Origin of the sequence: Pseudomonas kilonensis (assembly GCF_001269885.1) — a bacterium.
In the GTDB taxonomy this organism is placed as follows: domain Bacteria; phylum Pseudomonadota; class Gammaproteobacteria; order Pseudomonadales; family Pseudomonadaceae; genus Aquipseudomonas; species Aquipseudomonas kilonensis.
Map to the genome: position 1 here is coordinate 79,745 of NZ_LHVH01000013.1, position 26,266 is coordinate 106,010.

The following is a 26,266-nucleotide window of genomic DNA, read 5'->3' on the forward strand; positions in this document are numbered from 1 at the left end:
GCGAGCAAGCTCGCTCCCACAGTTTTGATCCCGGGTGCCCACGGATTCTGCATCCACCACCGACCACCCTGTGGGAGCGGGCTTGCTCGCGAAGACGCCGGCACATTCAACATCACCGGCCCAGTCAGACCGCCTTCGCGAGCAAGCCCGCTCCCACAGTTTTGATCTCGGATGCATTGCAAATGCGGCGTTCACCACCGCCCCCGGGGACGCCGCTGCAAGCGGGAAGGGCTCAAACCGCTGTCGGGTTCTGTTTCTCCGGGTCAATGCCATAAAGCACAATCGCCTCGGCGACTTTTTCCCGTGGTATCACCCCGTCATCGGCCAGCGCCTTCAAGGCCGCCAATACGATGAAATGGCGATCCACTTCGAAGAACCTGCGCAGCGATTCACGGGTGTCCGACTGGCCAAAGCCGTCGGTGCCCAAGGCCACGAAGCGGCGTTTGGGCACGAACGGGCGGATCTGGTCAGCGAATATCTTCATGTAGTCGGTCGCGACCACCACCGGCCCCTGTTTATCCAGCAGGCAGCTTTCAACATGGCCGATACGAGGTACCTGCTGTGGATGGAGCAGGTTCCAGCGTTCGACATCCTGGCCGTCCCGACGCAGTTCGGTCAGGCTGGTGACGCTCCACACTTCGCTGCTGACACCGAAGTCCTGCTCCAGCAACTGCGCGGCGGCGACGACTTCGCGCAGGATCGAACCGCAGCCCATGAGTTGCACATGCTTGCCTTCGTTGGGCTGCGCAGGGGCTGAGAGCCGGTACATGCCTTTCAGAATATCTTGCTCGACCCCTTCGGGCATGGGCGGATGGGCATAGTTTTCGTTGAGCAGGGTGATGTAGTAATAAATGTCCTCGTTGTCGACATACATTCGCCGCATGCCGTCCTGGATGATCACCGCCAGTTCATAGGCATAGGTCGGGTCGTAGGACACGCAGCAGGGGATGGTGGAGGACAGCACATGGCTGTGGCCGTCGTCATGTTGCAGGCCTTCCCCCATCAGCGTGGTCCGGCCGGAGGTGGCGCCGAGCAGGAACCCCCGGGCGCGGGCATCGCCAGCGGCCCAGGCGAGGTCGCCGACGCGCTGGAAGCCGAACATCGAGTAGAAAATGTAGAAGGGCACCGTCATCACGCCATGGGTGCTGTAGGAAGTGCTCGCGGCGATCCAGGAAGAAATCCCGCCGGATTCGTTCAGGCCTTCCTGCATGATCTGGCCGTCCCGGGCTTCCTTGTAATAGCTCAGTTGGCCGGCGTCTTGAGGCGTGTACAACTGACCGACATGGGAATGGATGCCGATCTGGCGGAACAGGCTTTCCATGCCGAAGGTGCGTGATTCGTCCGGCACGATCGGCACGATCAGCTTGCCGATGTTCGGGTCCTTGAGCAGCGTGCCGAGGATGCGCACGAAGGCCATGGTGGTGGAGATCGCCCGCTCGCCGGTGCCTTTGAGCTGGGTGTCCAAGGTCGATAATGGCGGGATCTGCAAAGGCTCCACCGCACTGAAGCGCGCAGGCACGTAGCCGCCCAACTGAGTGCGCCGGGCTTGCAGGTAAAGGGCTTCGACGCTGTCCGCCGCGGGCTTGAGATAGGGCATGTCGCCCAGTTGATCATCCGTAAGGTCCAGGCCGAAACGATCACGGAACGCCTTGACCGCGTCCTCGCCCATCTTCTTGAGTTGGTGGTTGATGTTCTGGCCTTCACCCGCTTCGCCCATGCCGAAGCCTTTCACGGTTTTCGCCAGGATGACCGTAGGCCCGCCGGTGTGGCGCATGGCGGCGGCGTAGGCGTTGTAGACCTTCTCCGGGTCATGGCCGCCGCGCGACAGCTTCCAGATGTCGTCATCGCTCAGGTCACTGACCAGCGCCTGCAGCTCGGGGTATTTGCCGAAGAAATGCTCTCGCACATAGGCGCCGTTCTGGGACTTGTAGTTCTGATAATCGCCATCGACGCACTCCATCATCCGCTGGCGTAGCAGGCCGGTCTTGTCCTTTTCCAACAGCGCATCCCAACCGCTGCCCCAGATCACCTTGATGACGTTCCAGCCGGCCGCGCGGTACAGGCTTTCGAATTCCTGGATCACCTTGCTGTTGCCGCGCACCGGTCCGTCGAGGCGCTGCAAGTTGCAGTTGACGACAAAAATGATGTTGTCGAGCTTCTCCCGGCCCGCGAGGGAAATTGCCGCCAGCGATTCCGGCTGGTCCATTTCACCGTCACCGAGGAACGCCCAGACTTTGCGCCCCTGATGTTCCTTCAGCCCGCGATCTTCCAGGTAACGCATGAACCGCGCCTGGTAGGCGGCGGTGATCGGCCCGAGCCCCATGGACACCGTGGGGAACTGCCAGAAATCCGGCATGAGCCTTGGGTGCGGATAGGACGAAACACCGTCGCGGTCGGTCTCGCGGCGGAAGTTGTCCAGCTGTGCTTCGTCCAGGCGACCTTCCAGATAAGCGCGCCCGTAGATGCCCGGCGAGGAGTGGCCCTGGATGTACACCATGTCGCCACCGAACTGCTCGGTGCGGCCACGGAAGAAGTGCTCGAAGCCCACATCGTAGAGAACGGCCGCCGAGGCATAGGAGGCGATGTGCCCACCCACGTTCGAATGCTTGCCGGCGCGCAGCACCATGGCCAACGCGTTCCAGCGGATGTAGGCGTTTATCCGGCGTTCTATGGCCAGGTCGCCGGGATAAGGCTGCTGACGGTCCAATGGAATGGTATTGACGTAGGGCGTGGTGACGCGCCCGTAAAAATCGCCATGGCGGTTGGCGTCGAAATCCAGCATCTGGTCAATCAGGTAGTGGGCGCGAGACCGCCCCTCGACGCTCGCCACCGATTCAATGGATTCGAGCCATTCGCGAGTTTCTTGTGGATCCTCGTCGAGGAACATGGGTTGTTGTGCCATCGTTGTCTTCTCCTGGACAGTGCTGCAGCACCGAGTCGTTTGGTGCCTGACTAAGGGGCGTGGGTCGACGCCAACCTTCAAGAATGTTTGTAGTTGCAATTGCAACTACGTGCGAGAACTTAGCCTGTCGCGCGCTACAATTGCAACTAAATCGATCTCATGAAAAAGGTGATGCATGTCTTCAAGCGAGCCGGATACCTGGTTCAGATTCGTCAGGGCGCACCGCTGCCTGATCCGCGAAATCGAACGTCGGCTGGCCGCCGCCGGGCTGCCGGCCTACGCCTGGTATGACGCGTTATGGGGCCTGGAAAGCGGCCCTGACGGCACCCGGCGCATGAACGAACTGGCCGACGTGATGGCCATCGAGCGCTACAACCTCACTCGCCTGGTGGACCGCCTGGAGGCCGAAGGCCTGGTCACACGCAGCCGCGCCAGCGATGACGGCCGGGGCGCATACGCCGCCATCACCGAGCGCGGGAAGGTATTGCGCAAAAAGATGTGGAACATTTACGAAGGGGCGGTGGACGAATTGTTCTTGTCGCAATTCGATGACGCACAGCAGCGCGTCTTCAGCGACGCGCTGGAGCGAGCGGCCAGTGCCGCGCGCAACAGCGGACGAACGCGCTGACGCCGGCCTGCTCATGCCAACTGATACCGCGCCATGGCCTGTTCGACATGCGCCTGGGTGATGGCGCCTTCCTGAACCAAGGCTTGCAGGGCCAGCACCACGATCCAGTGCTTATCCACCTTGCCCATGGCCGGGCCGGTCGAGTCAGCGCCGAGCGCCACGAACCGTGATCTGACATGTGCTCCGATCTGCTCGGCGACATGCTGGGCATACCCGGTCACGGCCACCACCGGCCAGTCTTCGGTGTCGAGGCAATCGAGCAAATGCGCCGACCGTCGCGGCATCCCCGGATGCAAGCGATTCCAGCGTTGTGCTTTGTCTGCGTCGCGGGCCAGGCGGGTGTAGCTGGGGCAACTCCACAACTCGCTGGCGACGCCCCAGTCGTCGCGCAACATGTGCGCCGCCGCTATCACCGACTGCAAGGCCAACCCCGCACCCAGCAAGCGCACCCGAGGAAGCGCTGAATCGGTATCGATCCCGGCGAGCCTGTACATGCCCTTGAGGGCCTGGCTCGCGCAGAGGGGGTCGGTGGGCGTGATGAAGTCATCGGGTTGGTCGTGAAGCGCCATGTAGTAAAAGCCGTCATTGCCTTCCACATACAAACTCTGCAAAGCCGCCAGGGCAATGGCGTGCGCCTCGGCACCACTGGCGGGGTCGAACGGCAGGCATTGCGGGTTGGCGACCAACCAGAGCGGTACCCAGGGATGGGCACCCTTGGACCAGTGCGAAGGCGAGGTCTCTATGTCATTGCACAAAATACCCCGGTTGGCCGATTCATTGGACAGTGCGCAAAGCTCGGCCGACGTCGCGGAACGGGTCAGGTACAGCAGTGGTTTTTCACTGGCGCGGGCCGTGGCGCTGAAGCGCAGGGGCCAGGCGCTGATACGCGATTGCTTTATGTCGTCCGACCGCGGATGGGTGCGTATGACCCAGATATTTTGGGCGGCACCCGAATCGCTTTCCAATCGGTTGGCAATATCGATCATGGTGCAGAGCGGAGATGCGCAAGCCGTGTACGTTCGGATTTTTTCGATGCAGACCTGAGCCGCTCGCCCTGTGTCAGGTGTTTTTTTGAAAGTGGAAAAACCGATCATGAACCAAGGCGCTCCGTGCATTGGGTAATGCCGGGACCATACTGCACTCTTCAATGTAATTGCAAATGCAATGGTTTTGCCTCGGTGCCAGTGTTCACAGCAAGCGCGAGCGGGCACCGAGCCTGTTGAACTCAGGGCTCCAACGCCGGCCCCTTCAACTCGATCTGGTTACCATCCGGATCGAAGCAGTAGATCGACCAGCCCTTGCCCTCCGCACCATAGCGCATCTGCGCTTTCTCAACGGACAGACCGGCCGAGGCCAAATGCGCGACGAGGGCTTGTTCATCAAACGGCTCGATACGCAGGCAGAGGTGATCGACGTTGTGCCCTTGCTTACCGGGCGCCGGTCCACCTTGGCGACCGAGAGGCCCGTCGACGGCCACCAGGTCAAGCATCGAAACACCAGTGCCCAGATGAAGCATGCCAAGATCGTCCCGGCGCTTCTTGAGCTCGCAACCAAGCACCGACGTGTAGAAAGCGAGGCTGCGCTCGAGGTCTTTTACGCGCAGGACGATGTGGTCGATACGTTGAATCGTGAAGTTCTTCATACGGGCCTCATGTGCTCAGTGCCGCATTGTTTATTGCCACAGGAATTCCACACGCTATCGGGGCTTCTGATACCGTGCAAAAAAACATGATCTGGAGAATGGCATAAGCATGAAGGCTCCACGAATTTTTATGATCCACGCAACCCCATTGGCGATCGAGCCCATCACGGCAGCCTTTGCCCGGCATTGGCCGCAGGCACGGATTATCAACCTGCTCGAGGATTCGCTGCCCCAGGACCGGGTGGAAGAGGGCGAGTTGACCACGAGCATGAAGGCGCGCTTCCTGACGCTGTCCCACTACGCCGTACAAAGCGCGGCGGATGCCATTCTGTTTACCTGCTCGGCGTTTGGCGATGCCATCGACCTGGTGAAACCCGAAGTGGCCATTCCCGTGCTCAAGCCGAACGAAGCCATGATCGATCAGGCGCTGAGCCAGGCATCGCGCATTGCTGTGCTGGCAACGTTTGAACCCACCATTACCTCGATGATGCCCGAGTTCAAGCAAGCGGTAGAGCGCAGTGGTCGCGCGGTGGAAGTGGTGCCTTATTTCGTTCCGGGGGCATTGCAGGCGTTGAAAGACGGCAACCCGCAAGCCCACGATGCCGCCATTGTGGAAATGGCCGCTCAGGTTAAGGATTGCGACTTGATCTGCTTCGCCCAGTTCTCGATGACCAGTGCTGCCGAACAGGCCCAGGCTCGCTCCGGACTACCGGTATTGACCACACCCGACAGTGCCGTGCTGGCGCTGCGCAAGTTGCTCTAAACGGACGATTTCGTTTCTTCCCAGGATGGATGATTTACCCCATGCCCAAGTTCAACGCTCACCTCGGTTTTCAATTCAATGAAGTGCCTTTTCTACAACGCATCGAAGCCGCCGCCGCTGCGGGCTTTCGCGCGGTGGAGTTCCCGTCGCCCTACGAGTTCGACGCCAGTCTCCTGGCCGATCACCTGACTCATCACAACCTGCCACTGATCCAGTTCGCCGCACCGGCTGGCGTGACCAAAGGCATCGCGGCCTTGCACGGCCAGGAAGAGGCGTTTCGCAGCGGCTTGCTCCAGGCTGCTCGTTATGCGAAGGCGCTGGCGTGTTCGGATGTCCACATCATGTCGGGCGTTACGACTCAGGAAGACGCCGCGCTTATCTATGGGCGCAACCTGGAGTACGCCGTCAAATACCTTGAGGACCAGGGGCTGCGGCCGCTGATTGAGGTCATCTGCGTGCAGGAAATGCCGGACTACTACATGTCCGACTTCAGCAAGGCGCAACAGGTGCTGGAGACGTTCCCGAGTGTCGGGCTGATCCTCGATCTTTACCATGCCCAGCGGCTGACCGGGGACGCGGCGGATGTCCTGGCTCGCTTCTATGACCGAACCGTCCATGTGCAAATTGCCGACTGCCCGGGGCGTCATGAACCGGGGACGGGGAATATGGATTTTGCGGCGTTGTTCGCAGACCTGGAGCGGCGTGGCTATCAAGGCTGGATCGGCTGTGAATACCGCCCCACCGGCTCTACCGTGGCAGGCCTTGATTGGCTCAAACAGTTCAGCGCCTGACAAACAGCCAAGCTTGCCTCCAACCCCCCTGTGGGAGCGAGCTTGCTCGCGATAGCGGATTCACAGTCAACCAATCTGCTGGCTGATACACCGCCATCGCGAGCAAGCTCGCTCCCACAAAAAAGCGGCCAGATCTGTGGGAAATCTGCCGCCCGTCTATCCTAGGTAGTCTTGAACCAGGCGCGGAATCGGCAACCGATCACCCAGGGACTCCCACACCATGAAAAAACAAGAACAAGACGACCTCATCCAAACCCTGAAAACCCGCTTCGAACAAAACCTGAACCGCCACCCAGACATCCTCTGGGCCGACGTCCAGGCCAAGCTCGAAACCAACCCCAACGCACTAAAATCCCTCCAGGCCATGGACGCCACCGGAGGCGAGCCAGACGTGATCGGCCTCGATCCGAAAACCGGTGCTGTCACCTTCTGCGATTGCGCCAAAGAAAGCCCAACCGGTCGCCGAAGCCTCTGCTACGACCGCGCCGCCCTGGACGCACGCAAGGAGAACAAGCCCAAAGGCAGTGCCGTCGAAATGGCCGAAGAGATGGGCATCGCCCTGCTGACGGAAGACCAGTATCGAGCTCTGCAAACGCTCGGCGAGTTTGATGCAAAAACGTCCAGTTGGCTGGCAACCCCTTCAGCGCTTCGCTCCCTCGATGGGGCGATTTTTGGCGACTATCGTTATGGTCGGGTGTTCATCTACCACAACGGTGTGCAGTCGTATTACGCGGCGCGTGGGTTTCGTGGGTTGCTGCAGGTTTAAAGGGCAACCCAAACCTGTGGCGAGGGGATTTATCCCCGCTCGGCTGCGCAGCAGCCCCAAAACCATTCACCTCGGCGTGTCAGGAACAATCAGTTGCAAGGTTTGCGACTGCTGCGCAGCCGAGCGGGGATAAATCCCCTCGCCACAAAGGATCTGTGTGTTCGAGCGGCCGCAGTACAACAAAAACGCCTCACTCAAAAACCAAAATCTCACACCCCTTGGCTTCAACCATCTGCGCAAACCCAGGCAACCGCGCCACAAACTCCGTCTCAAACGCCAGGTACCGATCCTGCGCCGGCACATAACGAACATCCGGCTTAATACGCGGGATGTCCTTGCTCGACAGCTTCACCACCTCATCACTGCCCTGATTCCAAAACCACGCCAGCGTGTGTGTGCCAAAGGTGTTGGCGCGATAATTCCACACCCACCACTCCCCATGCCCCCGGGACACATGAAGCTGCCCATGAAACGTGCGCAACGTAATGACCTGCTTGGGCTGCGTGACGAGCAGGCGCGTGTCCTGGCGCAGCTCACTGCCGAAACCATCCAATGTCGCCTTCGTCGTAGTACCAGTCATGAAGTTGAAGCGCCATGCCAACAACACCGTCTCCTGATAACCCGAATGCTCAACGTTCTGCCGCGCACCTTCGCTGAACAGCAGAACCTCGTCACCCCCCAGGTACGCGGTTGAGGGCCGCAGCTTATAGGCCTCAGCGGGCATCCGTTTGGCGACGATGGCCTGGTGCGGCGGGTCTTGATTCCAGACCCAGCACTTCGGGCCGTTGTGCTGCATGAACAGCAAGCGACCAGGGCCGATGGGCAGGATTGTCAGTTCATCCGCGTACTCGAAAATCACCTCGCTGCTGTCCGCCGTGATCCGCCAGATCCGCGTCACATGCTCGGGTTCGTAAATGCGCTGACGTTCGAATATCTCCGAGCCCACCACCACGCAAGGCTGTTCAAATTCCGGCCATTGCACCCCGGCAGGCCCGAACGCCGCGATCTCATCGCCTTGCCGAATCTCGTATTGATAACGGTCATCCGCACTGTAATCGCCGCGTATCACCCGACGTTTCCACAGGCTGCGCTGGGCATCGGCATCGATGAGCTGCAAGTCCGCGGCGTCCACGCCGTCGGTGCGGTGTTCGAGCATGTCCTGCTCGGTGGGCGGCCACTGGTTGTAATCGATCAGGAAGCACAACCACTGGTCTTCGTCCTGCTCGGTAATGGCGGCCCAGCCGTTGCGGTAGTTGTATTCATGCACATAGGTGGCGCCGGGATAGTCATGGACTTCCTGCAGCCACTTCACCTTGCTGCGCTTGGGTTTGGTCGGTTTGCGTTCGACGGCGGCAGGCTTCGGCGGTGCGATCAAACTCGCCGTGAACCTCGGCTCGCCGCGCTGGCCCTGCCAGTGCTGGGCAAACGCCTCGCGCTGATTGGCCGGGACAATCACCGGCCGATAATCGTCGCCACCGGCATCCAGGTTCCACAAGTCATAACCCTGAGCCGCCAACACCGGCGCCAGCGCCTCGAAGCAGACCTCGGGCATCTCGTTGGACAGCTCATCCAACAGCGCCTCGAACCCCGGGCCGGCAAACACACCGATGTCGGGGTAGTAATGCTGCAGCAGAGCCAGCAACTCGCCGCCGGGTGTTTTCCAATCGATGTGAACCAACGGATCAAAACGAGCTGCCATCACGCCTGCCTTCCCCTATGATTTTTACCTGCGCCATCTTAGCTGTTCCTCAGCCACATCACCCCGCCCAAGCAAACCACCCAGTGTGGCGAGGGGATTTAGCGAAACGTCGCACCGCCCCGCTGGGCCGCGTAGCAGCCCCAAAAAATCATCTAGCGCCGCGATCCACTGCCGATGCTCAAGCGCAGGCACTGAGACAGTGTGAGAGTCGTCTCATTAGACTCTTCCACCCACCCAGCCTGCGCTCTAAACTGCGCGGGCCCAGTTGGGCAAAGCAACGCCGGTTCGTTCCGGCCAATCAGGGAAGAGAGTGATGAGAGTTGTTTTTGTGGTGCTGTGGATGCTTAGCGGTTATGCCTTTGCTAGCTGCGGCAGCATAACCGACAGCGACCAGCGTTATTACTGTGATGCCAAGAACGGCAATGGCAGCTGCGGCTCGATCTCCAACAGCGACCTGCGTTACGCCTGCGAGGCCGAGACCGGCAACGGCAGTTGCGGCAGCATCCGCGACAGTGACCAACGTTATTACTGCGATGCCAAGACCGGCAACGGTAGCTGCGGTTCGATCTCCAACAGCAACCTGCGTTACGCCTGCGAGGCCGAGACCGGCAACGGCAGTTGCGGCGGCATCACCGACAGTGACCAGCGCTATCTCTGTGAAGCCAAGACCGGCAATGGCAGCTGCGGCTCGATCTCCAACAGCGACCTGCGCGCTCAATGTGATGCCTTGAAGCACTGACTGAACGACTCGCTGAATGAAGCTGCCCCCCCTTCAACAATGCTCAACAAAACCGTGGCGAGGGAGCTTGCTCCCGCTGGGCTGCGCAGCAGCCCCAAACCCTCCAACACAACACACCCGAAAAATGGCGCCCCGGTTGCCCCTCGTCTACCGTTGACGGGAACCGCCCCCCTGGAGAAAGCCCCCATGTTCACCTTCCCCCGATCACACCAGAACAGAAGATGGGAAGGCCAAGGCACTCTATTCGGCGGAGGGCTTCCCTGGTATGGCGGGGATAGCCTGGGCGTGTGCTTCGGTTTCAGTACACTCTGGGTCGATATCGGTGCGCCCTATGACTGTTTCGACGCGTTGCAGGCCAGAAAGGAGGCGATCGCCGATGCTCAGCAGGGGCTGACTGCCAATATGTTTCTCGGTGTGAGCATTGCACTGGAGGACACCGCCGAGTCGATCATCGGGCGCGCTCCGAGCAGAGTAGTGAGCTACGTCGGCGGAGTCGCCAGCCACATCATCCTCGACATCCTCCAGCGGCCCGGGGCCCATCACTTCATTATTTCGTTCTACTACGTCGATGGCCCGGAGGGCGGCGGTGGTCACGCCATCGCAGCGTCCTTTGACGACGGCCAGACGGGGCGACTCTTCGATCCCAACTACGGCGTCGGCGCCTATCAATCGCGAACCGACCTGTGCAACGACCTGCACGCACTGCTGGCGAGCTACGTCGTTCCCGGCGGGCACGTGACCGAGAGCTACCTGTTGGAGTTTGATCACGATGATGGATTCGGTGCGTTCCAAGGAGCCGCAGCACCGCACTGATCGGCGATGAATTCAGCTGACATCAATGGCCCGGAAACTCGGATCGATAGCAAACCGGTGAACTCGCGTCTGCCCGTTTCTCCACCTCATCCTCCAACCATTCAGCCAACACCACGGCATTGTTCTCGACCGTGGATTTGGCGGCATACACCAGGGTCAGGTGGCCGCCCTGTGCAACATCCACCAACCGCCACCAACACTGCGGCTGCGCGGCCAGTTCCTTGCGATAGGCGACTTTGAACTGCTCAAACGAAACAGCCCCCGCCTTGAACGCCTTGCGCAACTCATGGGAAGGCGCAACCTCCGGCAGCCACTCGGTTATGGCGAGCTCATCCTTGCGACAATTGCGCGGCCACAAGCGGTCCACCAAAACACGCACGCCATCCTCGGCGCTGGCTGTTTCGTAGGCTCGTTTGCACTGGATCATGGAGGCCTGCCTGTGGAAGAGGGGACCGCGTCAGAATAGGCCGACGTCCATTGCGGGACCAGGTCCTACGTCCACAGCGCTCAACCGACACTGCCTTGCGCCATTGCCTACAACTACGCCAGAATCCGCCGGCTTGTGCGCCCTGGGTTGCGTCGGTAGTTTGGGACCTGTCACTGCTCATCAGTGATCGGGTTTAGCAGCTCGTGGCGAAACAGGTTGTGCAAGGTGTCATCCAGTCAGGAATCCCCATCCTGCACTTGATGGTGGCTGTGCGCAGGGCGTCCCCGGACGCGCCGGTTTCTTGTTTCCCCGGTCTGCTAACCTGCGTTCAGCTGCCTCCCCTCGTTTAGCAGCGAGTGGGTGATGGCTCCAATGACAGGAAGCAAGACGATGGCAAAAGATACTCCGAATCCCCCCGATACGAACGAACACGTCTCTCGTGCTCAGTCTGCCTGCAACAAGAAAATCGACGACGCTGCCACGCGAGCGTTGGATTACTACCTGAAGCCTAAGCCTAAGAGCGAAACGTCTGACAAGTCGGACTCCATTTTTCGGATTGATCCGGGTGTGGACTCTGAGTGTTTGCTTGCGAATCTCAGTGAGAATCTGGCTTCGGCGAATGCCATGATCAATGATTTGGCGTTTGATCTGGATGGCTCAAGGCGGCATGTGGCGTTGGGGATTTTGCAGGTGATTGAGGTGAGTGAGTTGTTGGCGAATCGGGCGTTGGATATTGTTGAAGTGAGGTAGCCGAGGCGTTCGCTTCAATACAGGAAAGGTCTTGCACGGCTAGACCTTTCCTGCCGCCTTGGTGTGGGCGGCAAAGCACACCGCTGACCTGCAGTGAGTGTGGAATCGGTTGGCGCTGGAGCAAGCCGGTGAGGTGATGACTGGATAATGTTTTAAGGAGCGCTTATGCATAAAATCGCGCTACCTGCTAACACGAATGGAGCAGTGACCATGGAATACGACGACAGATTGATAGAAGAAGCTGTGCTTGCCTTGCTGGCAGCCTTCAGCTCCGACAAAGGTAATGCCTGGAAAGGTTTCGACTTCGAGGTCATGGACCGATTGCATGAACAAGGCCTCATCAGCGATCCGGTAAACAAGAACAAGTCGATCTGGTTGACGGAAGAAGGGTTGGAGCGAGGTCGGCAGATTGCCGAGCGGTTGTTCGGGAAGAAGAGTTGAGGGTGCGCGTCGCATTGTGATTGCTCGCCAAACGCCCTCTTCAGAGGCCTAGCCAACAGTCTCGCGCTGTGTACCATCACTGGCCATAGCCGCGGCGCTTAGTCATTGCCATTGCGAAAAACCCATCAGCTAAGACAAAATCCCTGCCTTCCCAGACTCGATAAGGATGCGAGCATTGAAGTTTGAAACGGGCCAATTTTCTGGCAACCATGGAATTGTCTTCAGCGTGTCGCGCTTCACCCTGTCAGCCGATGAACGGGGTAGCCTCAGAACACTGCACTTTGGTGAAGCGAAAGCCGCCCACTATGAAGTGAGCAGCCGGGTGGTGGAGCTTTACGACAAAATGCTCGCCAAGGATCTACCCTGCCAAATGATGGTCGGGATTTCAAAACCCTTGACCCGGCAACAGGGTGATTTACTCAACACCCAACGAATGAGTATCGCCAACCTCACCACTGGCGTTTTTGGCACGGCGGCCGGCAAGTTGATGCCCGGCGCAGCCCTCCCTGTGGGATGGGCTGTCCGCGAGTTCACATTGGGCAAATTGCCGACCTATCACGCTGGTGATGTCATCGTTAGCCTGGATGCACAAGTTAGCGGTGGCATAGGTCCGCAACGCTCCGGATCCTCCATGATCATCAAGGCTCTAGGAGGCTAGGACTATGAGCGAATATGGCCTGTACGCCTTGGCATACGCGGTGTTTCTGCTGTTGTTTTTCTATATGAAATCCTACGACCTCAGGAAATGGTTCGGCATAACCCTGCTTGCGCTGGGATTCGCGAGTATTTTTGCGCTGCCATCTTTCATCTCGGGTTTTGATGTGGGTATCGCTTCAACCAGTGCTATTGCTATCGGTGCGGCACTGTTTTTTAGCCGGGCACGGTATGTGGAGTGAGTCTGTATTCCTCTTTAATTGACCACTCACTCCGTGGCTACCAGCTGTCTCGATAGTCGAAAGCAATCTGATAGTCGTAGCGGCTCCAATCAATTGAGTGTTGAAAGTGAGGTTGGAGGGTTTTTACCCATTCTTGGGGGACATCAAACCCTCCGTTATTTACATTGTTTTCAACTGGAATCCCTAGGGCTTCAATGACAGAGCCGTCGTCACCCAAATCTTCGGAATACTCCTCCCCCTCGTAGGATTCGGTTTGCTTGCTATACCACTCAAGTCTTAGTTTGAGTCCCATTTGATCCTCACAAATATTTTTTGATATTACGGTTTTTCTTGGGGCCGTCTGTCTGCTCGCCCGTAATATGATCGAAAGCCCCTAGATGACTTCCATCGCTCGAACGATAGGCCTCCAATTCACCATGTGAAGAATCCCATTCGTAAATGGTTCTGCCCTTCGCATCAAACCAGCGATCCCGTAGGCCGCCCCCTCCTTGTACAGGTGTTTTTTTCTTGCCTCTTTTCAATCCAGGGAAGCCAACAATTTCATGGGTTTTCGGAGCAGGATGATAGTCGTGGCCGGTCTCGGCCATGCCCTTTCGACGAACACTCAAAACCACATAAACCGGCCGAACCCCCGAATCCACCGGAAACACCAGAATGAAATCCCTGTACTCCGGCGGATAGATCGGGTCGACGATGATGCTGTCGGCCATCGCCGTCGGCGGATAGATCCAAATAGACGGTGCCTGGGGCGCAGCTTCCAGGGCGGGAATGCCGAGGGTGTCAGCCGGATTGGTAGCCGGCGTCCAGATCAGTTCGATCCCATCACCTAGGTCGGCGATGAACTGATCGGCTCGCGACGTGAACTGAACAACATCAACCATTTCCCAATCGGGATGCTGGCCGGTATAGAAGCCATACCCCTTGAGACTGCCATCGGCCTGCTGCTCGACGCTCAGGCGCATGCGGCTGCGGGCCTGCTTGAGGTCGCGTAGCTGGTCTTCGCTATAAAGTGCGCTATCGCCCAGATTGGACGGCCAGAGCAGGGCAACGATACCTGTCAGCAGGGCAGCGCCGACGGTGCCGCCAGCAACTGCAGCCGAGGAAGTCGCCGAACCGCCCAGCGCGAGCCTGCCCAAGGTAACGGGAACCGTGCCAGCGCCGATCCGCTTGAGGGGGATCGTGCCGGATGGATCGGCGCTGCGACCGCCGAGCCACATGAGTTCGCCGTACTGCTTGACCAGATCCGCCGGGACGTAGCCGCTGGGGTTGCTGTAATCGATGATGCCGTTGGGGAGCTTGCAGCTCTTGGCAAACACACTTCCGGTCACGCTGAATACGGGCTTTTTATCCACCGTGGCCCAGCGCTCTCGTTCATAGGCTGCCTGCCGGGCAAGCATGGCTTCGTAAGCCAACTGCCGGGCTTCGCGCTCGGCCAGTTCGCTGGCAGTCATGTCCCGATAGGTAACGTGATGCCCGTCGCCGCCGGGCGGGTTTCGGACCTGGGGGATGTCTTTTTTGCGTGTCGCCACGTAGTGAGTCTCGTCCGCTAAATGCAGCGCAGACGCTAACGCGGGAAGAGAGGGGCGCGATGTAGGAGGTTTCTTGAAGTGGTTGTTCCGGTTTCCTCAAAGCAGGTAGGGCTGGCTATGAGGGGCCGGAACAATGTGAGGTGTCAGATGGGGCTGTCAGTCAGTGGGCAACCGCAACTCGCGAGCCGACGTCGCCTTGCGCCTTTGCCTACAACTACGCCAGAATCCGCCGGCTTGTCCGCCTTGGGTTGCGTCGGTAGTTTGGGACCTGTCACTGCTCATCAGTGATCGGGTTTAGTCGCCCAGGGTGAAACAGGTTGTGCAAGGCGTCATCCAGTCGGGATTCCCATCCTGCACTCGATGGTGGCTGTGCGCAGGGCGTCCTCGGACGCGCCGGTTTCTTGTTTCCCCGGTCGACTAACCTGCGTACAGCTGCCTCCCATCGTTTAGTCGCGAGTGGGTGATGGCTCCAACTACAGGAAACAAGATAATGGCAAAAGATACTCCGAATCCTCCCGATACAAACGAACACGTCTCCCGTGCTCAGTCTGCCCGCAACAAGAAAATCGACGACGCTGCCACGCGAGCGTTGGATTACTACCTGAAACCCAAGCCTAAGAGCGAAACGTCTGACAAGACCGACTCCATTTTTCGGATTGATCCGAGTGTGGATTCTGAGTGTTTGCTTGCGAATCTCAGTGAGAACCTGGCTTCGGCGAATGCCATGATCAGTGATTTGGCGTTTGATCTGGATGGATCGCGAAGGCGTGTTGCGATGGGGATCTTGCAGGTGATTGAGGTGAGTGAGCTGTTGGCGAATCGGGCGTTGGATATTGTTGAGGTGAGGTAGGGCGGTAGAGCTGCGTGCCGCCCGGATTGGAAAAAGGTCTTGCCTAGCAAGGCCTTTTTTGTGACCAAGGGAGACAGAAGGGGCCATGTAAATCGAGGCTTCGAGCGGGATTACATAGTCAGGGATACGAGTAAGGATACAAGTTGCAGGCCACTAGATTTCTATTGGCCAAATCCCTGGTCAGTGCTGGTTCCCATAGGCGCCATAGTGGTGCCCAGCGGATTTCAATCGCTTGATATCCAGTAAGGGATGACCGTAAAGAAAACTCGGTGTGACTTTATCCTTTGATTTATCAGGACGTGAGTGTTCATGCATAGGAAAAAAGGGAACCTCGGGGTGGTGCGGGGCCGAATCGGCGCGATAGCAGTGATCTTTCTTACCTGGCTCAAATAGCATATAGGCATAGTCCGCTAGCGATTTGATACGCAATAGCCAGTGCCACCCGGAGGGAAGCGCTACCCGGAGGTGCCATCCTTTTTTTCGTTTTTCGGCTGAAACCACTTTGCCCCCAAGCTCCTCCGCCGCCAGAGAGTGAATAACAGGAATTAACTCATCCGGAAGCGCCTCAAGCCTCTCCACTGATGGCCAATCCCAAGATAGATTGAATAGAGACGCGAGAAAGCTGAATGCAGATGGATGCGATTTGGCGGCAGCCAAGTGTTCAGGGCAAACAGGCAGCTGGATCATAATTGCGCCGGAGTAGGCCCCTATCGTGGTCGCGGCGTAGCAAGAGGCTTTTCCTCCGCAGACAACACACCCATCACCTTTGGTGAATAAAAAGGCCTTCTCAACGCTAGTGTTGCTCAGCCGGCCTGATATGAATTCCACCGGTAGGTCGGTGATCTGCTGCTTATGTTTGTACCAGTTATCAAAGATGTGTCGACCTGTGGGAGTGTCAAGAAGCTGGTAAAGGATCTCCTCGTCCTTCAGCTCAATCCAATCTAATTCGAGACGCGTCCTTGGATCCTGCAATGTCGAGTTTCGCAATCGATAGGTTCTGATGTAGCCGCAATCAAGGTTTGCATCGAACACTGCCACGCCTTCTTGAGTACCTTTGATCCAATAACGCTTACTCGGTAGCGTGATCAGTTTTTCCCAATGGGAGCTGCTACGGGTACTGAGTTCCAGTACGAAAGGTATCCGCTTCTCGATCTCGTCCAAGTTTTTAAAGGCGCGACTGCACACCATCGCGTCTATGACTCCCGCAGTAATTTCATCCTCGGTGAGTGGCTCGAGTGCGCTATCGATATTCAGCAGATTGGTCATTTTCGAGCTGTAACCCATTTTTCATTCCTGGAGAGTGCTAAAAAGGCGCAGAGGCGGACCCCGCGGGGTTTTGGTAGCCGCTCCAGCTTACTGAGTTTCAATGTTTAAATTGAAAGGATCGTGAAGAAAAAAGGGGCATCGTTCCCGTATCGGTAATGGTGACCTCGGTCGTTTCGTCGTAGGGTTTCCCTCTGTTTCTCATTTCCTATATGCTTGGTTTGATGAAGCATGTTGACAAAGGTTCGTATCCAGGTACGCTAAGGCCGTGGGCCGCTTGGCGGCCCACGGCCTTAGCGTACCTGGAGTGAACGAAAAGCTTCCCCAAGGCGAGCTCAACGTTTCTGTGACGAATGACCTTGACCTTAGGGAGGCGGAAGCGTAGTCTTCAAAACCAAGAGAGCACTGGTGCGCCGGCTGAGTTTCAAGTTATCCGGGCGAGTGTTTTCTTACGCTACACTCAGGCCGCTCATAGCGGCCTTTATTTTGCCTGTCGTTTGGGTTTGATTTTGTCGCCCTTGGGCACGATAGAATAAAGCTCCGCTTTGGGTTTGCGAGCTGTGAGCTCGAAAATAGCCTCGTCCAACACCTCATTGCCATATCCATCCTGACGCAATTGCGTGCTTTTCACCGCAGTCATCTTTGGAGACGCTACCGCAATAGCGGTTTCGGCTAAGGCAAAGCGAATCTGGGCCACCATGTCATCAATAGTGTAGCCATCGCGTACAACCCGACTTTCGTAAGCGTGCTTGCCGAGGAAAACGATTTCTGGATCTTCGAGCCGTGGTAACCCTTCGCTCTCCTTCTGTCTATTAATCGCCTCAAATTGAACATCTGTTAGGACTCCTATTGCAACAGCCCGCACTCGCCGTCCTTCTGCAATTTCGTTCAGATTCGCCCGGATGAGATACTCAGCATTATCATATAGGGGCATTTTTGGTCCTTATAATCGGCGTCGCGCGAACTCGGGTTGACATTGCCAGCAGTCCCCTCAAGCTTGGACGTTTCTCGTTAACCTGCGAGGGGGGAGGCAGCGTCCTTCCCTTTAGTCTCGAAAATCCGCGCAGCAGCTTCGATATCCCCTCGTGCTCCGATGTCCATGATGCGATCGCGAAATTTGAGGTACAGCTCTTCTTGGATGTTGTTGCTTTCTTCCCGCTTCATAAGCTCAATGACGATATTTGGGTTCATTAGCAAAATGTAATGAAACTCTCCTGATACGCCTTTTTTTGCTCGTATAAAGCCCAGCTCCTTGAGGCGTTTCATGCGTCGGCGCCAAGTATCAACGGCTCTCTCTCCGCTGAACCCGGCCTCGGATGCAAAGATAAGAGGGTTTTGAATAACCACTAGCGGGCTATCGGGGGCGCGGCACCAAAGTCCAAAATATGCGTGGCCTGCAGGTTGTCCCTTGGAAAGATTGTCAATCACCTCCATCGCTATCGGTAGGGTGCGAGGAATAGTGCTAAATCCTTTGTTTTTTTGCCGTATCCATAATCTTTCCGTTGGCACCTCCGGGAAATATGCCTTCAATTGCTCGGCTGCCCGTTCCGCCATTCCATTCTTCCTGGCGGTATTTTGCTTATCTGTGAGAGGTTTGCCCTCAGCCACCAGCTTTTTTTCATTCGTTTTGGCTGTCGGCTTGGCTTTCAAATTGGGGGCTCTTTTTCGAGGTGTTGTCGCCATTTTTTGCCTCGTCAGTCAGTTAGTGGCGTCATTCTGGCGTATGAATCTGAACCGAACAACGATTAAAGACGCGCTACCTCATGCAAACTCACGATTTATAGGGCGATATTCCACTAAGTCAAAGGAGCAAAACCGCGAAATTAAAATATTGGGTTGCGCGATATCATGCAAATAAAAATTAAAAAATCCTTTTATATCAAGTTATTATAATCAAGGAAGCGTACTCCATTCGTCCTCCCATGTACTCTGCGTGCTCCCGTGTACTCCGTGTGCTCCTTGAGATTGTTAAGAGGTACGCGGTGCCGGATCGCTTTTTGTAATCCTTATCGCATATAGGAAAAAGGGAGCAGATTTATTGTATGTGTCCTGCTCAAAGAACATCCCGCAGGTAATCCCTGACCTTGGTAGTCGGAGCATAAAGCCCCTCTATCGTCTGCATTGCGTTGAGGTCCGCCGCCAACCGCCCCAGCTCCCGCCCCAACACCGTATCCACCCCACCAATCGCTCCCAGCGCTAAATTCAGGCATCGACCGATTTCGTCCTGAATCCCAGCTACATCGCCCCGCCGTATCAACAACCCAAAAACCTCCCGATCACAACCCCCCATCAACGGATCATCCCGCAGAATCGGGCTGTGGCCCTCTGTCTCATAAGCCAGCTTGAGGGAGTAAAGAGCGACCGTTTCCAGCAGCAATTCCATGGGGTGAAATCCTTAGTGACTGGGTGAGGAGGGTGGGGTGATGGTTTATGTCTTGGATTTGGCTGCTCGGGGTATTGGTGAGGGTAGTGACTTTTTTGTGAGCGCTTCGCGCTCAAGCGGGAGCAAGCTCCCTCGCCACAGGTTCTTCTCCTACCACAGGTTTTTCCCTGCTACAGGTTCTTCTCTACCACCGGGGTGCTTCCTTGTTCCCAGGTTCTTCCTTACCACAGGTTCTTCCTCTCCATGGGGTTGGCTATGGGGGGCCGCTTCGCGGCCCAGCGGGGATAAATCCCCTCGCCACAAAGGGGGAATAAATCCCTTCACCACACAGGGGAGCGGGGATAAATCCCCCTCACCACAAAAGCGCGTAGGGGATTGGCTGAGCTCTGCATTAGCCGCGAAAAACCACTTTCCTGCAGACGAAAAAAAAGACCTTGAATTTCAAGGTCTTTCTTTAAGATGGTGCCCCGAGGGAGACTCGAACTCCCACTCCTTTCGAAAACGGATTTTGAATCCGCCGCGTCTACCAATTCCGCCATCAGGGCTCAATGGCGGCGAAGTATAGAGAGGTGACTACCGTTGGTCAATCACGTTTCATGGTGAATTTTTGATATTTCCGCTAGACTTTCCGGCCCTGCTAGACGAACCCCATCATGCGTGTTGCTGACTTTACCTTCGAACTCCCGGATTCGCTGATCGCTCGCCACCCTCTGGCCGAGCGTCGCGCCAGTCGACTGTTGACCCTGGACGGGGTCAGCGGTGCCATGGCTCACCGTCAATTCACTGATTTGCTTGAGCATTTGCGCCCGGGCGATTTGATGGTGTTCAACAATACCCGGGTGATTCCGGCGCGGTTGTTTGGCCAGAAGGCCTCCGGCGGCAAGCTGGAGATTCTGGTGGAGCGGGTGCTGGACAGCCATCGCGTGCTGGCCCATGTGCGGTCGAGCAAGTCGCCCAAGCCCGGTTCGTCGATCTTGATCGACGGCGGCGGTGAGGCGCGGATGGTGGCGCGGCATGATGCGTTGTTCGAGCTGGCGTTTGCCGAAGAGGTGTTGCCGCTGCTCGACCGTGTCGGGCACATGCCGTTGCCTCCTTATATAGACCGCCCGGACGAAGGTTCGGACCGCGAGCGGTATCAGACCGTGTACGCCGAGCGCCTGGGGGCGGTGGCGGCGCCGACGGCGGGGCTGCATTTTGATCAGCCGTTGCTGGAGGCGATTGCCGCCAAGGGCGTGGAGACGGCGTTCGTGACGCTGCACGTCGGCGCTGGCACGTTCCAGCCGGTGCGCGTGGAGCGTATCGAAGACCACCACATGCACAACGAATGGCTGGAAGTCAGCCAGGAAGTCGTCGATGCCGTGGCGGCCTGTCGCGCGCGCGGCGGGCGGGTGGTGGCAGTGGGGACCACCAGCGTGCGCTCCCTGGAAAGCGCCGCGCGCGATGGCGTGCTCAAGCCGTTCAGTGGCGACACCGATATCTTTATATACCCGGGCCGGCCGTTTCATGTGGTCGATGCCCTGGTCACCAACTTTCATTTGCCTGAATCCACGCTGTTGATGCTGGTTTCGGCGTTCGCCGGTTATCCCGAAGCCATGGCCGCCTACAAGGCCGCCGTCGAGCATGGATACCGCTTTTTCAGCTACGGTGATGCGATGTTCATCACCCGTAACCCCGCGCCACGCGGACCCGAGGAAACAGTATGAGTCGCACCTGTCGCATGTCCTTCGAGTTGCTCGCCACCGATGGCAAGGCTCGTCGCGGTCGTCTGACCTTCCCCCGCGGTACCGTGGAAACCCCCGCGTTCATGCCGGTGGGCACCTACGGCACGGTCAAGGGCATGCTGCCGCGTGACATCGAGGCGATTGGCGCGGAGATCATCCTCGGTAACACCTTCCACCTGTGGCTGCGCCCGGGCATGGAAGTGATCAAGGCCCACGGTGACCTGCACGATTTCATGCAGTGGAAAGGCCCGATCCTGACCGACTCCGGCGGTTTCCAGGTGTTCAGCCTGGGCGCGATGCGCAAGATCAAGGAGGAGGGCGTGACCTTCGCTTCTCCGGTGGACGGTTCCAAAGTGTTCATGGGGCCGGAAGAGTCGATGCAGGTGCAACGCGACCTGGGCTCGGACATCGTGATGATCTTCGACGAATGCACGCCGTACCCGGCCGATGAAGACGTGGCGCGGGTGTCCATGGAGCTGTCGTTGCGTTGGGCCCAGCGCTCGAAGAACGCCCATGGCGACAACACCGCGGCGCTGTTCGGCATCGTCCAGGGTGGCATGCACCGCGACCTGCGCATGCGCTCGCTCGAAGGCCTGGACAAGATCGGCTTCGACGGCCTGGCGATTGGCGGCCTGTCGGTGGGCGAGCCCAAGCACGAGATGATCAAGGTGCTCGATTACCTGCCGGGCGAAATGCCGGCTGACAAACCTCGTTACCTTATGGGCGTTGGCAAACCGGAAGATCTGGTTGAGGGTGTGCGCCGCGGTGTGGACATGTTCGATTGCGTGATGCCAACCCGTAATGCCCGCAATGGGCATCTGTTCATCGACACTGGTGTGCTGAAGATCCGTAACGCGTTTCATCGTCATGATAATTCGCCGCTGGATCCGACTTGCGATTGCTACACCTGCCAGAACTTCTCCCGCGCTTATCTGCATCATTTGGACAAGTGCGGCGAAATGCTCGGCAGTATGCTCAATACCATCCACAATTTGCGCCATTATCAGGTGCTTATGGCTGGTTTGCGCGAGGCTATCCAACAAGGTACATTGGCCGCCTTTGTCGAGGCCTTCTATGCCAAGCGCGGGTTGCCTGTTCCGCCTTTGGACTGAGTTTTCCGATCCCTAGATTCAATACTTGCAACTGGAGTGCTAAATGAGCTTTTTTATCTCTAATGCCATGGCTGACGCGGCTGCACCGGCTGCCGGCCCTATGGGCGGTGGTTTCGAGTGGATTTTCCTGGTCGGCTTCCTGGTCATTTTCTACCTGATGATCTGGCGTCCACAGGCCAAGCGCGCCAAAGAGCAGAAGAACCTGCTCAGCAGCCTGCAAAAGGGCGATGAAGTGGTCACCACCGGCGGCATCGCTGGCAAGATCACCAAAGTGGCCGATGACTTCGTGGTACTGGAAGTGTCCGACACTGTTGAAATGAAGTTCCAGAAGGGCGCCATCGCGGCCACGCTGCCAAAAGGCACGCTGAAAGCGATCTAAGTAACAACTTCTTTTCAATCGACGGGGCGCGCAAGGCGCCCCGCGTCATAAGCGGGCGGCGTGATGCTGAACAAATACCCTCTGTGGAAATATGTACTGATCCTGGCGGTGCTGGCGGTCGGTCTGATTTATTCCGCTCCCAATCTATACCCGGATGACCCGGCCATTCAGGTCAGTGGCGCAAGCACTGCGCTGCAGGTCACCCAGGCCGATCTGGACCGTGCGAGCGCTGCGCTCAAGGCGTCCAATATCGAGGTCAAGGCTGCGTCCATCGCCGAAAACGGCAAGGGCGGCCTGTTGCGCCTGGTCAAGTCTGAAGACCAACTGCCAGCCAAGGACGTGGTCCGCAAGGCGTTGGGCGACGATTACGTGGTGGCCCTGAACCTGGCCCAGACCACCCCGCAATGGCTGCGCAACCTCGGCGCGCATCCGATGAAGCTGGGTCTGGACTTGTCCGGTGGTGTGCACTTCCTGCTGGAAGTGGACATGGACAAAGCCCTCGACGCGCGGATGAAAGTCTACGAAGGCGACGTCAAGAGCCTGTTGCGCAAGGACCGCGTGCGTTATCGCAGCCTGCCGCCACTCGACGGTGCCATTCAGCTGGGCTTCAGCGATGAAGATACCCGCGAGCAGGCCCGTGCGCTGATCCGCAAGAATTTCAACGATTTCGACATTGTGCCGGCCGACCTCAATGGTCAGGCGGTGCTGCGTCTGGCGATGACCCCGGCCAAGCTGGCGGAAATCCGCGAATACTCCATCAAGCAGAACTTGACCACGGTGCGTAACCGCGTCAACGAGCTGGGTGTGGCCGAGCCGATCGTGCAGCGCCAGGGCGCCAACCGCATCGTGGTTGAGCTGCCAGGCGTGCAGGACACTGCCGAAGCCAAGCGTATCCTCGGCAAGACCGCCAACCTGGAATTCCGCCTGGCCGCTGAGCCGGGTGCTTCCAAGGCCACTTCCGAGAGCTTCGAGTTCCGCGAAGGCGGTCGTCCGGCGGCGCAGATCGAGCGTGGCCTGATCATCACCGGCGACCAGGTGACTGACGCCCAGGCGGGCTTCGACGAGCAGGGTCGTCCACAGGTGAACATTCGCCTGGACGGCCATGGCGGCGAACTGATGAGCCGCGCTACGCGCAGCAACGTCGGTCGCAGCATGGCGGTGATCTTCATCGAGCAGAAGCCGACCACCACCTACACCAAGCAAGTGGTCAACGGCGTCGAGAAAGACGTACCGGTGCAGACCTTCAAGGAAGAGAAGAAGATCATCAGCCTGGCGACCATCCAGTCGCCACTGGGCAGCCAGTTCCGCATCACCGGCCTGAACGGCCAGGGTGAATCCTCGGAACTGGCCCTGCTGCTGCGTGCTGGTGGCCTGGCCGCGCCGATGTACTTCGCGGAAGAGCGCACCATCGGCCCGAGCCTGGGTGCCGACAACATCACCAAGGGTGTCGATGCATCGCTGTGGGGCATGCTGTTCGTGTCGCTGTTCATCATCGCCATCTACCGCTTCTTCGGCATCATCGCCACCGTCGCGCTGGCGGTGAACATGGTGCTGCTGCTGGCCTTGATGTCGTTGCTGGGCGCTACGCTGACCCTGCCGGGTATCGCCGGTATCGTCTTGACCATGGGCATGGCGGTGGACGCCAACGTGCTGATCTTCTCGCGGATACGTGAAGAGATCGCTGCGGGCATGACGATCCAGCGGGCAATCAACGAAGGCTTCGGCCGGGCATTCACTGCGATTCTCGACTCCAACCTGACCACGTTGCTGGTCGGCGGGATTCTCTTTGCCATGGGCACCGGCCCGGTCAAGGGCTTCGCAGTGACCATGTCCCTCGGGATCTTTACCTCGATGTTCACAGCCATCATGGTGACCCGCGCAATGGTCAACCTGATCTTTGGCGGTCGTGACTTCAAGAAGTTGTGGATTTAAGGGGCTGCCATGTTACGTACAATCAACTTCATGGGCGTTCGCAACATTGCGTTCGGCGTCACATTGTTTCTCACGGTCCTGGCGTTGTTCAGCTGGGCCACCAAGGGCCTGAACTACGGCCTGGACTTCACCGGCGGTACGCTCATCGAGCTGACCTACGAGCGTCCGGCCGACGTCACCAAGGTACGTGAGCAACTGGCGACCTCGGGCTACAGCGATGCCATCGTGCAGAGCTTTGGCGCAACGACTGACCTGTTGGTGCGTATGCCCGGTGAAGACCCGCAATTGGGTCACCAGGTAGCCGAGGCCTTGCAGAAGGCCGGCGGCGACAACCCGGCCCAGGTCAAGCGCGTCGAGTTCGTCGGCCCGCAAGTGGGTGAAGAGCTGCGCGACCAGGGCGGCCTCGGCATGCTCTTGGCGCTGGGTGGCGTGATGCTCTACCTGGCCTTCCGCTTCCAGTGGAAGTTCGCAGTGGGCGCGATTGTCTCGCTGATCCACGACGTGATCGTGACCGTGGGCATCCTGTCGTTCTTCCAGATCACCTTCGACTTGACGGTGCTGGCGGCGGTGTTGGCGATCATCGGTTACTCGCTCAACGACACCATCGTGGTGTTCGACCGGGTGCGTGAAAACTTCCGAGTGCTGCGCAAGGCGTCCTTGATCGAGAACATCAACATCTCGACCACCCAGACCCTGTTGCGGACCATGGCGACGTCGATCTCCACCTTGCTGGCGATTGCCGCGCTGCTGTTCTTTGGCGGCGACAACCTGTTCGGTTTCTCCATTGCGCTGTTCATTGGTGTGATGGCGGGTACTTACTCGTCGATCTACATCGCCAACGTGGTGTTGATCTGGCTGAACCTGAGCACCGAGGATCTGATTCCTCCTGCGGTCACTGACACGGAAGTGGACGATCGCCCGTAAGGCTTCGGTTTCACCCGTCACAGCTGAAAAGGCGCGAGTTGAACTCGCGCCTTTTTTTGTGCTCCAAGGCTGGGAGAAGCGCGGATTAATCCGCTTGTGATGGTCAGGAGGTTCAAGTGAACAAATCGATGCTGGTTGGTGCGGTATTGGGTGCTGTCGGTGTAACTGCCGGTGGTGCGGTCGCCACCTACAGCTTGGTAAAAAGTGGCCCTGAGTATGCGCAAGTATTGGCCGTGGAGCCGGTCAAGACCCAAATCAAGACCCCGCGTGAAGTGTGCAAGGACGTCACCGTGACTCGGCAGAAGCCAGTCCAGGACCAGCACCAGATCGCCGGTACCGTGCTGGGTGCCGTAGCCGGTGGCCTGCTGGGTAACCAGATCGGCGGCGGCAACGGCAAGAAAATCGCCACCGTAGCGGGTGCGGCCGGTGGTGGTTATGCCGGTAACAAGATTCAGGAAGGCATGCAGGAACGCGACACCTACACCACCACCCAAACGCGCTGCAACACGGTCAATGACATCAGCGACAAGGTGGTAGGCTACGACGTTCGCTACATGCTCGACGGCAAAGAAGGCAAAGTCCGCATGGATCGCGACCCGGGCAACCAGATTCCGGTAAGCAAGGAAGGCCAACTGATCCTGGGCCAGAACGAACCGGCCCAATGATCCAGCCGCTATAAAAAAAGCACCCTTCGGGGTGCTTTTTTATGCTCGTATTTTATGCCTCATCCCAGCTCCCACACTGGATCTGCGGCAGACTCCGATTTCCCGGCTACCCAAACCTCCTCTGTGGGAGCAAAGCTTGCTCGCGATGACAGCGGCACATCCAACATTGATGCAAGCTGGCCCACTGCTATCGCGAGCAAGCTTTGCTCCCACAGGCTTTGCTCTTGAAAACTTGCAGATAATTGGAGGTA

The 26,266-nt window shown here is 58.0% G+C and carries 29 protein-coding genes and 1 tRNA gene; 17 read left to right on the forward strand and 13 right to left on the reverse strand.

The window, feature by feature from the left end; all coding sequences use genetic code 11:
* Positions 1 to 232: 232 nt before the first annotated feature.
* The gene (gene aceE, locus AD662_RS04655) at positions 233 to 2,902 is read right to left on the reverse strand and encodes a pyruvate dehydrogenase (acetyl-transferring), homodimeric type (protein WP_053185751.1); all 2,670 of its coding nucleotides are present in this window, start codon (positions 2,900 to 2,902) and stop codon (positions 233 to 235) included.
* Between the two features lie 175 nt (positions 2,903 to 3,077).
* Between aceE and AD662_RS04660 the strand changes: the two genes are divergently transcribed.
* Positions 3,078 to 3,530 (forward strand): MarR family winged helix-turn-helix transcriptional regulator, encoded by a 453-nt coding sequence (locus AD662_RS04660; protein ID WP_053185754.1) that lies wholly within the window; start codon positions 3,078 to 3,080, stop codon positions 3,528 to 3,530.
* An 11-nt stretch (positions 3,531 to 3,541) separates the two neighbouring features.
* Here AD662_RS04660 and AD662_RS04665 read toward each other — a convergent pair whose 3' ends face one another.
* Positions 3,542 to 4,624, reverse strand: a complete 1,083-nt coding sequence (locus AD662_RS04665) for a transketolase-like TK C-terminal-containing protein (RefSeq protein ID WP_053185757.1) — start codon at positions 4,622 to 4,624, stop codon at positions 3,542 to 3,544.
* A gap of 131 nt (positions 4,625 to 4,755) precedes the next feature.
* Positions 4,756 to 5,172 carry a VOC family protein gene (locus AD662_RS04670; protein ID WP_053185760.1) on the reverse strand — a complete coding sequence of 139 codons (417 nt, stop codon included), beginning with the start codon at positions 5,170 to 5,172 and terminating at the stop codon, positions 4,756 to 4,758.
* Positions 5,173 to 5,281: 109 nt separating this feature from the next.
* Between AD662_RS04670 and AD662_RS04675 the strand changes: the two genes are divergently transcribed.
* From AD662_RS04675 to AD662_RS04685, 3 genes are all read left to right on the forward strand, one after another.
* Complete coding sequence (locus AD662_RS04675) at positions 5,282 to 5,935, forward strand: aspartate/glutamate racemase family protein (RefSeq protein ID WP_053185763.1); 654 nt, start codon at positions 5,282 to 5,284, stop codon at positions 5,933 to 5,935.
* A gap of 41 nt (positions 5,936 to 5,976) precedes the next feature.
* Positions 5,977 to 6,726 carry a hydroxypyruvate isomerase family protein gene (locus tag AD662_RS04680; protein WP_053185765.1) on the forward strand — a complete coding sequence of 250 codons (750 nt, stop codon included), beginning with the start codon at positions 5,977 to 5,979 and terminating at the stop codon, positions 6,724 to 6,726.
* Positions 6,727 to 6,946: 220 nt separating this feature from the next.
* Positions 6,947 to 7,492 (forward strand): DUF4256 domain-containing protein, encoded by a 546-nt coding sequence (locus AD662_RS04685; RefSeq protein WP_053185768.1) that lies wholly within the window; start codon positions 6,947 to 6,949, stop codon positions 7,490 to 7,492.
* A 190-nt stretch (positions 7,493 to 7,682) separates the two neighbouring features.
* On the opposite strand, the gene AD662_RS04690 is transcribed toward AD662_RS04685, so the two are convergent.
* On the reverse strand, positions 7,683 to 9,191 hold the full coding sequence (locus AD662_RS04690; protein WP_053185771.1) for a DUF6630 family protein: 1,509 nt from the start codon (positions 9,189 to 9,191) through the stop codon (positions 7,683 to 7,685).
* A gap of 313 nt (positions 9,192 to 9,504) precedes the next feature.
* Between AD662_RS04690 and AD662_RS04695 the strand changes: the two genes are divergently transcribed.
* Together AD662_RS04695 and AD662_RS04700 are read left to right on the forward strand one after the other, a co-directional pair.
* On the forward strand, positions 9,505 to 9,930 hold the full coding sequence (locus tag AD662_RS04695; protein ID WP_053185773.1) for a hypothetical protein: 426 nt from the start codon (positions 9,505 to 9,507) through the stop codon (positions 9,928 to 9,930).
* A 186-nt stretch (positions 9,931 to 10,116) separates the two neighbouring features.
* A complete protein-coding gene (locus tag AD662_RS04700; protein ID WP_053185776.1) occupies positions 10,117 to 10,743 on the forward strand; it encodes a YopT-type cysteine protease domain-containing protein in 627 nt (208 codons plus the stop codon).
* 22 nt (positions 10,744 to 10,765) lie between these two features.
* On the opposite strand, the gene AD662_RS04705 is transcribed toward AD662_RS04700, so the two are convergent.
* Positions 10,766 to 11,170, reverse strand: a complete 405-nt coding sequence (locus tag AD662_RS04705) for a DUF488 domain-containing protein (RefSeq protein WP_053185779.1) — start codon at positions 11,168 to 11,170, stop codon at positions 10,766 to 10,768.
* 390 nt (positions 11,171 to 11,560) lie between these two features.
* Here AD662_RS04705 and AD662_RS04710 point away from each other — a divergent pair, with 390 nt between their 5' ends.
* The 4 genes from AD662_RS04710 to AD662_RS04725 all read left to right on the forward strand — a co-directional run bounded on the left by AD662_RS04710 (position 11,561) and on the right by AD662_RS04725 (position 13,257).
* Complete coding sequence (locus AD662_RS04710; RefSeq protein ID WP_053185782.1) at positions 11,561 to 11,920, forward strand: DUF6124 family protein; 360 nt, start codon at positions 11,561 to 11,563, stop codon at positions 11,918 to 11,920.
* 210 nt (positions 11,921 to 12,130) lie between these two features.
* Positions 12,131 to 12,361 (forward strand): DUF6429 family protein, encoded by a 231-nt coding sequence (locus tag AD662_RS04715; protein ID WP_018607501.1) that lies wholly within the window; start codon positions 12,131 to 12,133, stop codon positions 12,359 to 12,361.
* Positions 12,362 to 12,536: 175 nt separating this feature from the next.
* Positions 12,537 to 13,019 (forward strand): hypothetical protein, encoded by a 483-nt coding sequence (locus tag AD662_RS04720; protein WP_053185785.1) that lies wholly within the window; start codon positions 12,537 to 12,539, stop codon positions 13,017 to 13,019.
* A 4-nt stretch (positions 13,020 to 13,023) separates the two neighbouring features.
* The gene (locus tag AD662_RS04725; protein WP_018607497.1) at positions 13,024 to 13,257 is read left to right on the forward strand and encodes a hypothetical protein; all 234 of its coding nucleotides are present in this window, start codon (positions 13,024 to 13,026) and stop codon (positions 13,255 to 13,257) included.
* 37 nt (positions 13,258 to 13,294) lie between these two features.
* On the opposite strand, the gene AD662_RS04730 is transcribed toward AD662_RS04725, so the two are convergent.
* Positions 13,295 to 13,549, reverse strand: coding sequence for a colicin E3-like toxin immunity protein (locus AD662_RS04730; RefSeq protein ID WP_053185788.1), 255 nt, complete (start codon positions 13,547 to 13,549; stop codon positions 13,295 to 13,297).
* A gap of 7 nt (positions 13,550 to 13,556) precedes the next feature.
* A complete protein-coding gene (locus tag AD662_RS04735; RefSeq protein WP_053185791.1) occupies positions 13,557 to 14,786 on the reverse strand; it encodes a colicin E3/pyocin S6 family cytotoxin in 1,230 nt (409 codons plus the stop codon).
* A 490-nt stretch (positions 14,787 to 15,276) separates the two neighbouring features.
* Here AD662_RS04735 and AD662_RS04740 point away from each other — a divergent pair, with 490 nt between their 5' ends.
* Positions 15,277 to 15,636 carry a DUF6124 family protein gene (locus AD662_RS04740; RefSeq protein ID WP_053185794.1) on the forward strand — a complete coding sequence of 120 codons (360 nt, stop codon included), beginning with the start codon at positions 15,277 to 15,279 and terminating at the stop codon, positions 15,634 to 15,636.
* Between the two features lie 180 nt (positions 15,637 to 15,816).
* Here the strand turns inward: AD662_RS04740 and AD662_RS04745 are convergent, their stop codons facing one another.
* The 5 genes from AD662_RS04745 to AD662_RS04765 form a co-directional block, all read right to left on the reverse strand.
* On the reverse strand, positions 15,817 to 16,920 hold the full coding sequence (locus AD662_RS04745; protein WP_053185796.1) for a hypothetical protein: 1,104 nt from the start codon (positions 16,918 to 16,920) through the stop codon (positions 15,817 to 15,819).
* 460 nt (positions 16,921 to 17,380) lie between these two features.
* Positions 17,381 to 17,833, reverse strand: a complete 453-nt coding sequence (locus AD662_RS04750; RefSeq protein ID WP_053185798.1) for a hypothetical protein — start codon at positions 17,831 to 17,833, stop codon at positions 17,381 to 17,383.
* 77 nt (positions 17,834 to 17,910) lie between these two features.
* Complete coding sequence (locus tag AD662_RS04755; protein WP_235862387.1) at positions 17,911 to 18,549, reverse strand: hypothetical protein; 639 nt, start codon at positions 18,547 to 18,549, stop codon at positions 17,911 to 17,913.
* Positions 18,550 to 18,952: 403 nt separating this feature from the next.
* Positions 18,953 to 19,282 (reverse strand): hypothetical protein, encoded by a 330-nt coding sequence (locus AD662_RS04760; protein ID WP_053185804.1) that lies wholly within the window; start codon positions 19,280 to 19,282, stop codon positions 18,953 to 18,955.
* A gap of 460 nt (positions 19,283 to 19,742) precedes the next feature.
* Positions 19,743 to 19,827: transfer RNA gene (locus AD662_RS04765), tRNA-Leu, on the reverse strand.
* 108 nt (positions 19,828 to 19,935) lie between these two features.
* Between AD662_RS04765 and queA the strand changes: the two genes are divergently transcribed.
* From queA to AD662_RS04795, 6 genes are all read left to right on the forward strand, one after another.
* Positions 19,936 to 20,985 (forward strand): tRNA preQ1(34) S-adenosylmethionine ribosyltransferase-isomerase QueA, encoded by a 1,050-nt coding sequence (queA, locus tag AD662_RS04770; protein WP_013692319.1) that lies wholly within the window; start codon positions 19,936 to 19,938, stop codon positions 20,983 to 20,985.
* Between the two features lie 14 nt (positions 20,986 to 20,999).
* Positions 21,000 to 22,115 carry a tRNA guanosine(34) transglycosylase Tgt gene (gene tgt / locus AD662_RS04775; RefSeq protein WP_161796642.1) on the forward strand — a complete coding sequence of 372 codons (1,116 nt, stop codon included), beginning with the start codon at positions 21,000 to 21,002 and terminating at the stop codon, positions 22,113 to 22,115.
* A 43-nt stretch (positions 22,116 to 22,158) separates the two neighbouring features.
* Positions 22,159 to 22,494: a preprotein translocase subunit YajC gene (gene yajC / locus AD662_RS04780; protein ID WP_007982729.1), complete on the forward strand. Its 336-nt coding sequence runs from the start codon at positions 22,159 to 22,161 to the stop codon at positions 22,492 to 22,494.
* Positions 22,495 to 22,557: 63 nt separating this feature from the next.
* Positions 22,558 to 24,426: a protein translocase subunit SecD gene (gene secD, locus AD662_RS04785; protein WP_024616408.1), complete on the forward strand. Its 1,869-nt coding sequence runs from the start codon at positions 22,558 to 22,560 to the stop codon at positions 24,424 to 24,426.
* 9 nt (positions 24,427 to 24,435) lie between these two features.
* A complete protein-coding gene (gene secF, locus AD662_RS04790) occupies positions 24,436 to 25,350 on the forward strand; it encodes a protein translocase subunit SecF (protein WP_018607451.1) in 915 nt (304 codons plus the stop codon).
* Positions 25,351 to 25,466: 116 nt separating this feature from the next.
* On the forward strand, positions 25,467 to 26,015 hold the full coding sequence (locus AD662_RS04795) for a glycine zipper 2TM domain-containing protein (RefSeq protein WP_018607449.1): 549 nt from the start codon (positions 25,467 to 25,469) through the stop codon (positions 26,013 to 26,015).
* A 59-nt stretch (positions 26,016 to 26,074) separates the two neighbouring features.
* Here AD662_RS04795 and AD662_RS29625 read toward each other — a convergent pair.
* Positions 26,075 to 26,266 (reverse strand): hypothetical protein (locus AD662_RS29625; RefSeq protein ID WP_211264943.1); only part of this gene is annotated, 192 nt, incomplete at its 5' end.

Bases quoted from the DNA above. Each gene is read 5' to 3' on its own strand.
- aceE (WP_053185751.1), bottom strand. From the start codon at position 2,902: ATGGCACAACAACCCATGTTCCTCGACGAGGATCCACAAGAAACTCGC.
- AD662_RS04660 (WP_053185754.1), top strand. From the start codon at position 3,078: ATGTCTTCAAGCGAGCCGGATACCTGGTTCAGATTCGTCAGGGCGCAC.
- AD662_RS04665 (WP_053185757.1), bottom strand. From the start codon at position 4,624: ATGATCGGTTTTTCCACTTTCAAAAAAACACCTGACACAGGGCGAGCG.
- AD662_RS04670 (WP_053185760.1), bottom strand. From the start codon at position 5,172: ATGAAGAACTTCACGATTCAACGTATCGACCACATCGTCCTGCGCGTA.
- AD662_RS04675 (WP_053185763.1), top strand. From the start codon at position 5,282: ATGAAGGCTCCACGAATTTTTATGATCCACGCAACCCCATTGGCGATC.
- AD662_RS04680 (WP_053185765.1), top strand. From the start codon at position 5,977: ATGCCCAAGTTCAACGCTCACCTCGGTTTTCAATTCAATGAAGTGCCT.
- AD662_RS04685 (WP_053185768.1), top strand. From the start codon at position 6,947: ATGAAAAAACAAGAACAAGACGACCTCATCCAAACCCTGAAAACCCGC.
- AD662_RS04690 (WP_053185771.1), bottom strand. From the start codon at position 9,191: ATGGCAGCTCGTTTTGATCCGTTGGTTCACATCGATTGGAAAACACCC.
- AD662_RS04695 (WP_053185773.1), top strand. From the start codon at position 9,505: ATGAGAGTTGTTTTTGTGGTGCTGTGGATGCTTAGCGGTTATGCCTTT.
- AD662_RS04700 (WP_053185776.1), top strand. From the start codon at position 10,117: ATGTTCACCTTCCCCCGATCACACCAGAACAGAAGATGGGAAGGCCAA.
- AD662_RS04705 (WP_053185779.1), bottom strand. From the start codon at position 11,170: ATGATCCAGTGCAAACGAGCCTACGAAACAGCCAGCGCCGAGGATGGC.
- AD662_RS04710 (WP_053185782.1), top strand. From the start codon at position 11,561: ATGGCAAAAGATACTCCGAATCCCCCCGATACGAACGAACACGTCTCT.
- AD662_RS04715 (WP_018607501.1), top strand. From the start codon at position 12,131: ATGGAATACGACGACAGATTGATAGAAGAAGCTGTGCTTGCCTTGCTG.
- AD662_RS04725 (WP_018607497.1), top strand. From the start codon at position 13,024: ATGAGCGAATATGGCCTGTACGCCTTGGCATACGCGGTGTTTCTGCTG.
- AD662_RS04730 (WP_053185788.1), bottom strand. From the start codon at position 13,549: ATGGGACTCAAACTAAGACTTGAGTGGTATAGCAAGCAAACCGAATCC.
- AD662_RS04740 (WP_053185794.1), top strand. From the start codon at position 15,277: ATGGCAAAAGATACTCCGAATCCTCCCGATACAAACGAACACGTCTCC.
- AD662_RS04745 (WP_053185796.1), bottom strand. From the start codon at position 16,920: ATGGGTTACAGCTCGAAAATGACCAATCTGCTGAATATCGATAGCGCA.
- AD662_RS04750 (WP_053185798.1), bottom strand. From the start codon at position 17,833: ATGCCCCTATATGATAATGCTGAGTATCTCATCCGGGCGAATCTGAAC.
- AD662_RS04760 (WP_053185804.1), bottom strand. From the start codon at position 19,282: ATGGAATTGCTGCTGGAAACGGTCGCTCTTTACTCCCTCAAGCTGGCT.
- queA (WP_013692319.1), top strand. From the start codon at position 19,936: ATGCGTGTTGCTGACTTTACCTTCGAACTCCCGGATTCGCTGATCGCT.
- tgt (WP_161796642.1), top strand. From the start codon at position 21,000: ATGTCCTTCGAGTTGCTCGCCACCGATGGCAAGGCTCGTCGCGGTCGT.
- yajC (WP_007982729.1), top strand. From the start codon at position 22,159: ATGAGCTTTTTTATCTCTAATGCCATGGCTGACGCGGCTGCACCGGCT.
- secD (WP_024616408.1), top strand. From the start codon at position 22,558: ATGCTGAACAAATACCCTCTGTGGAAATATGTACTGATCCTGGCGGTG.
- secF (WP_018607451.1), top strand. From the start codon at position 24,436: ATGTTACGTACAATCAACTTCATGGGCGTTCGCAACATTGCGTTCGGC.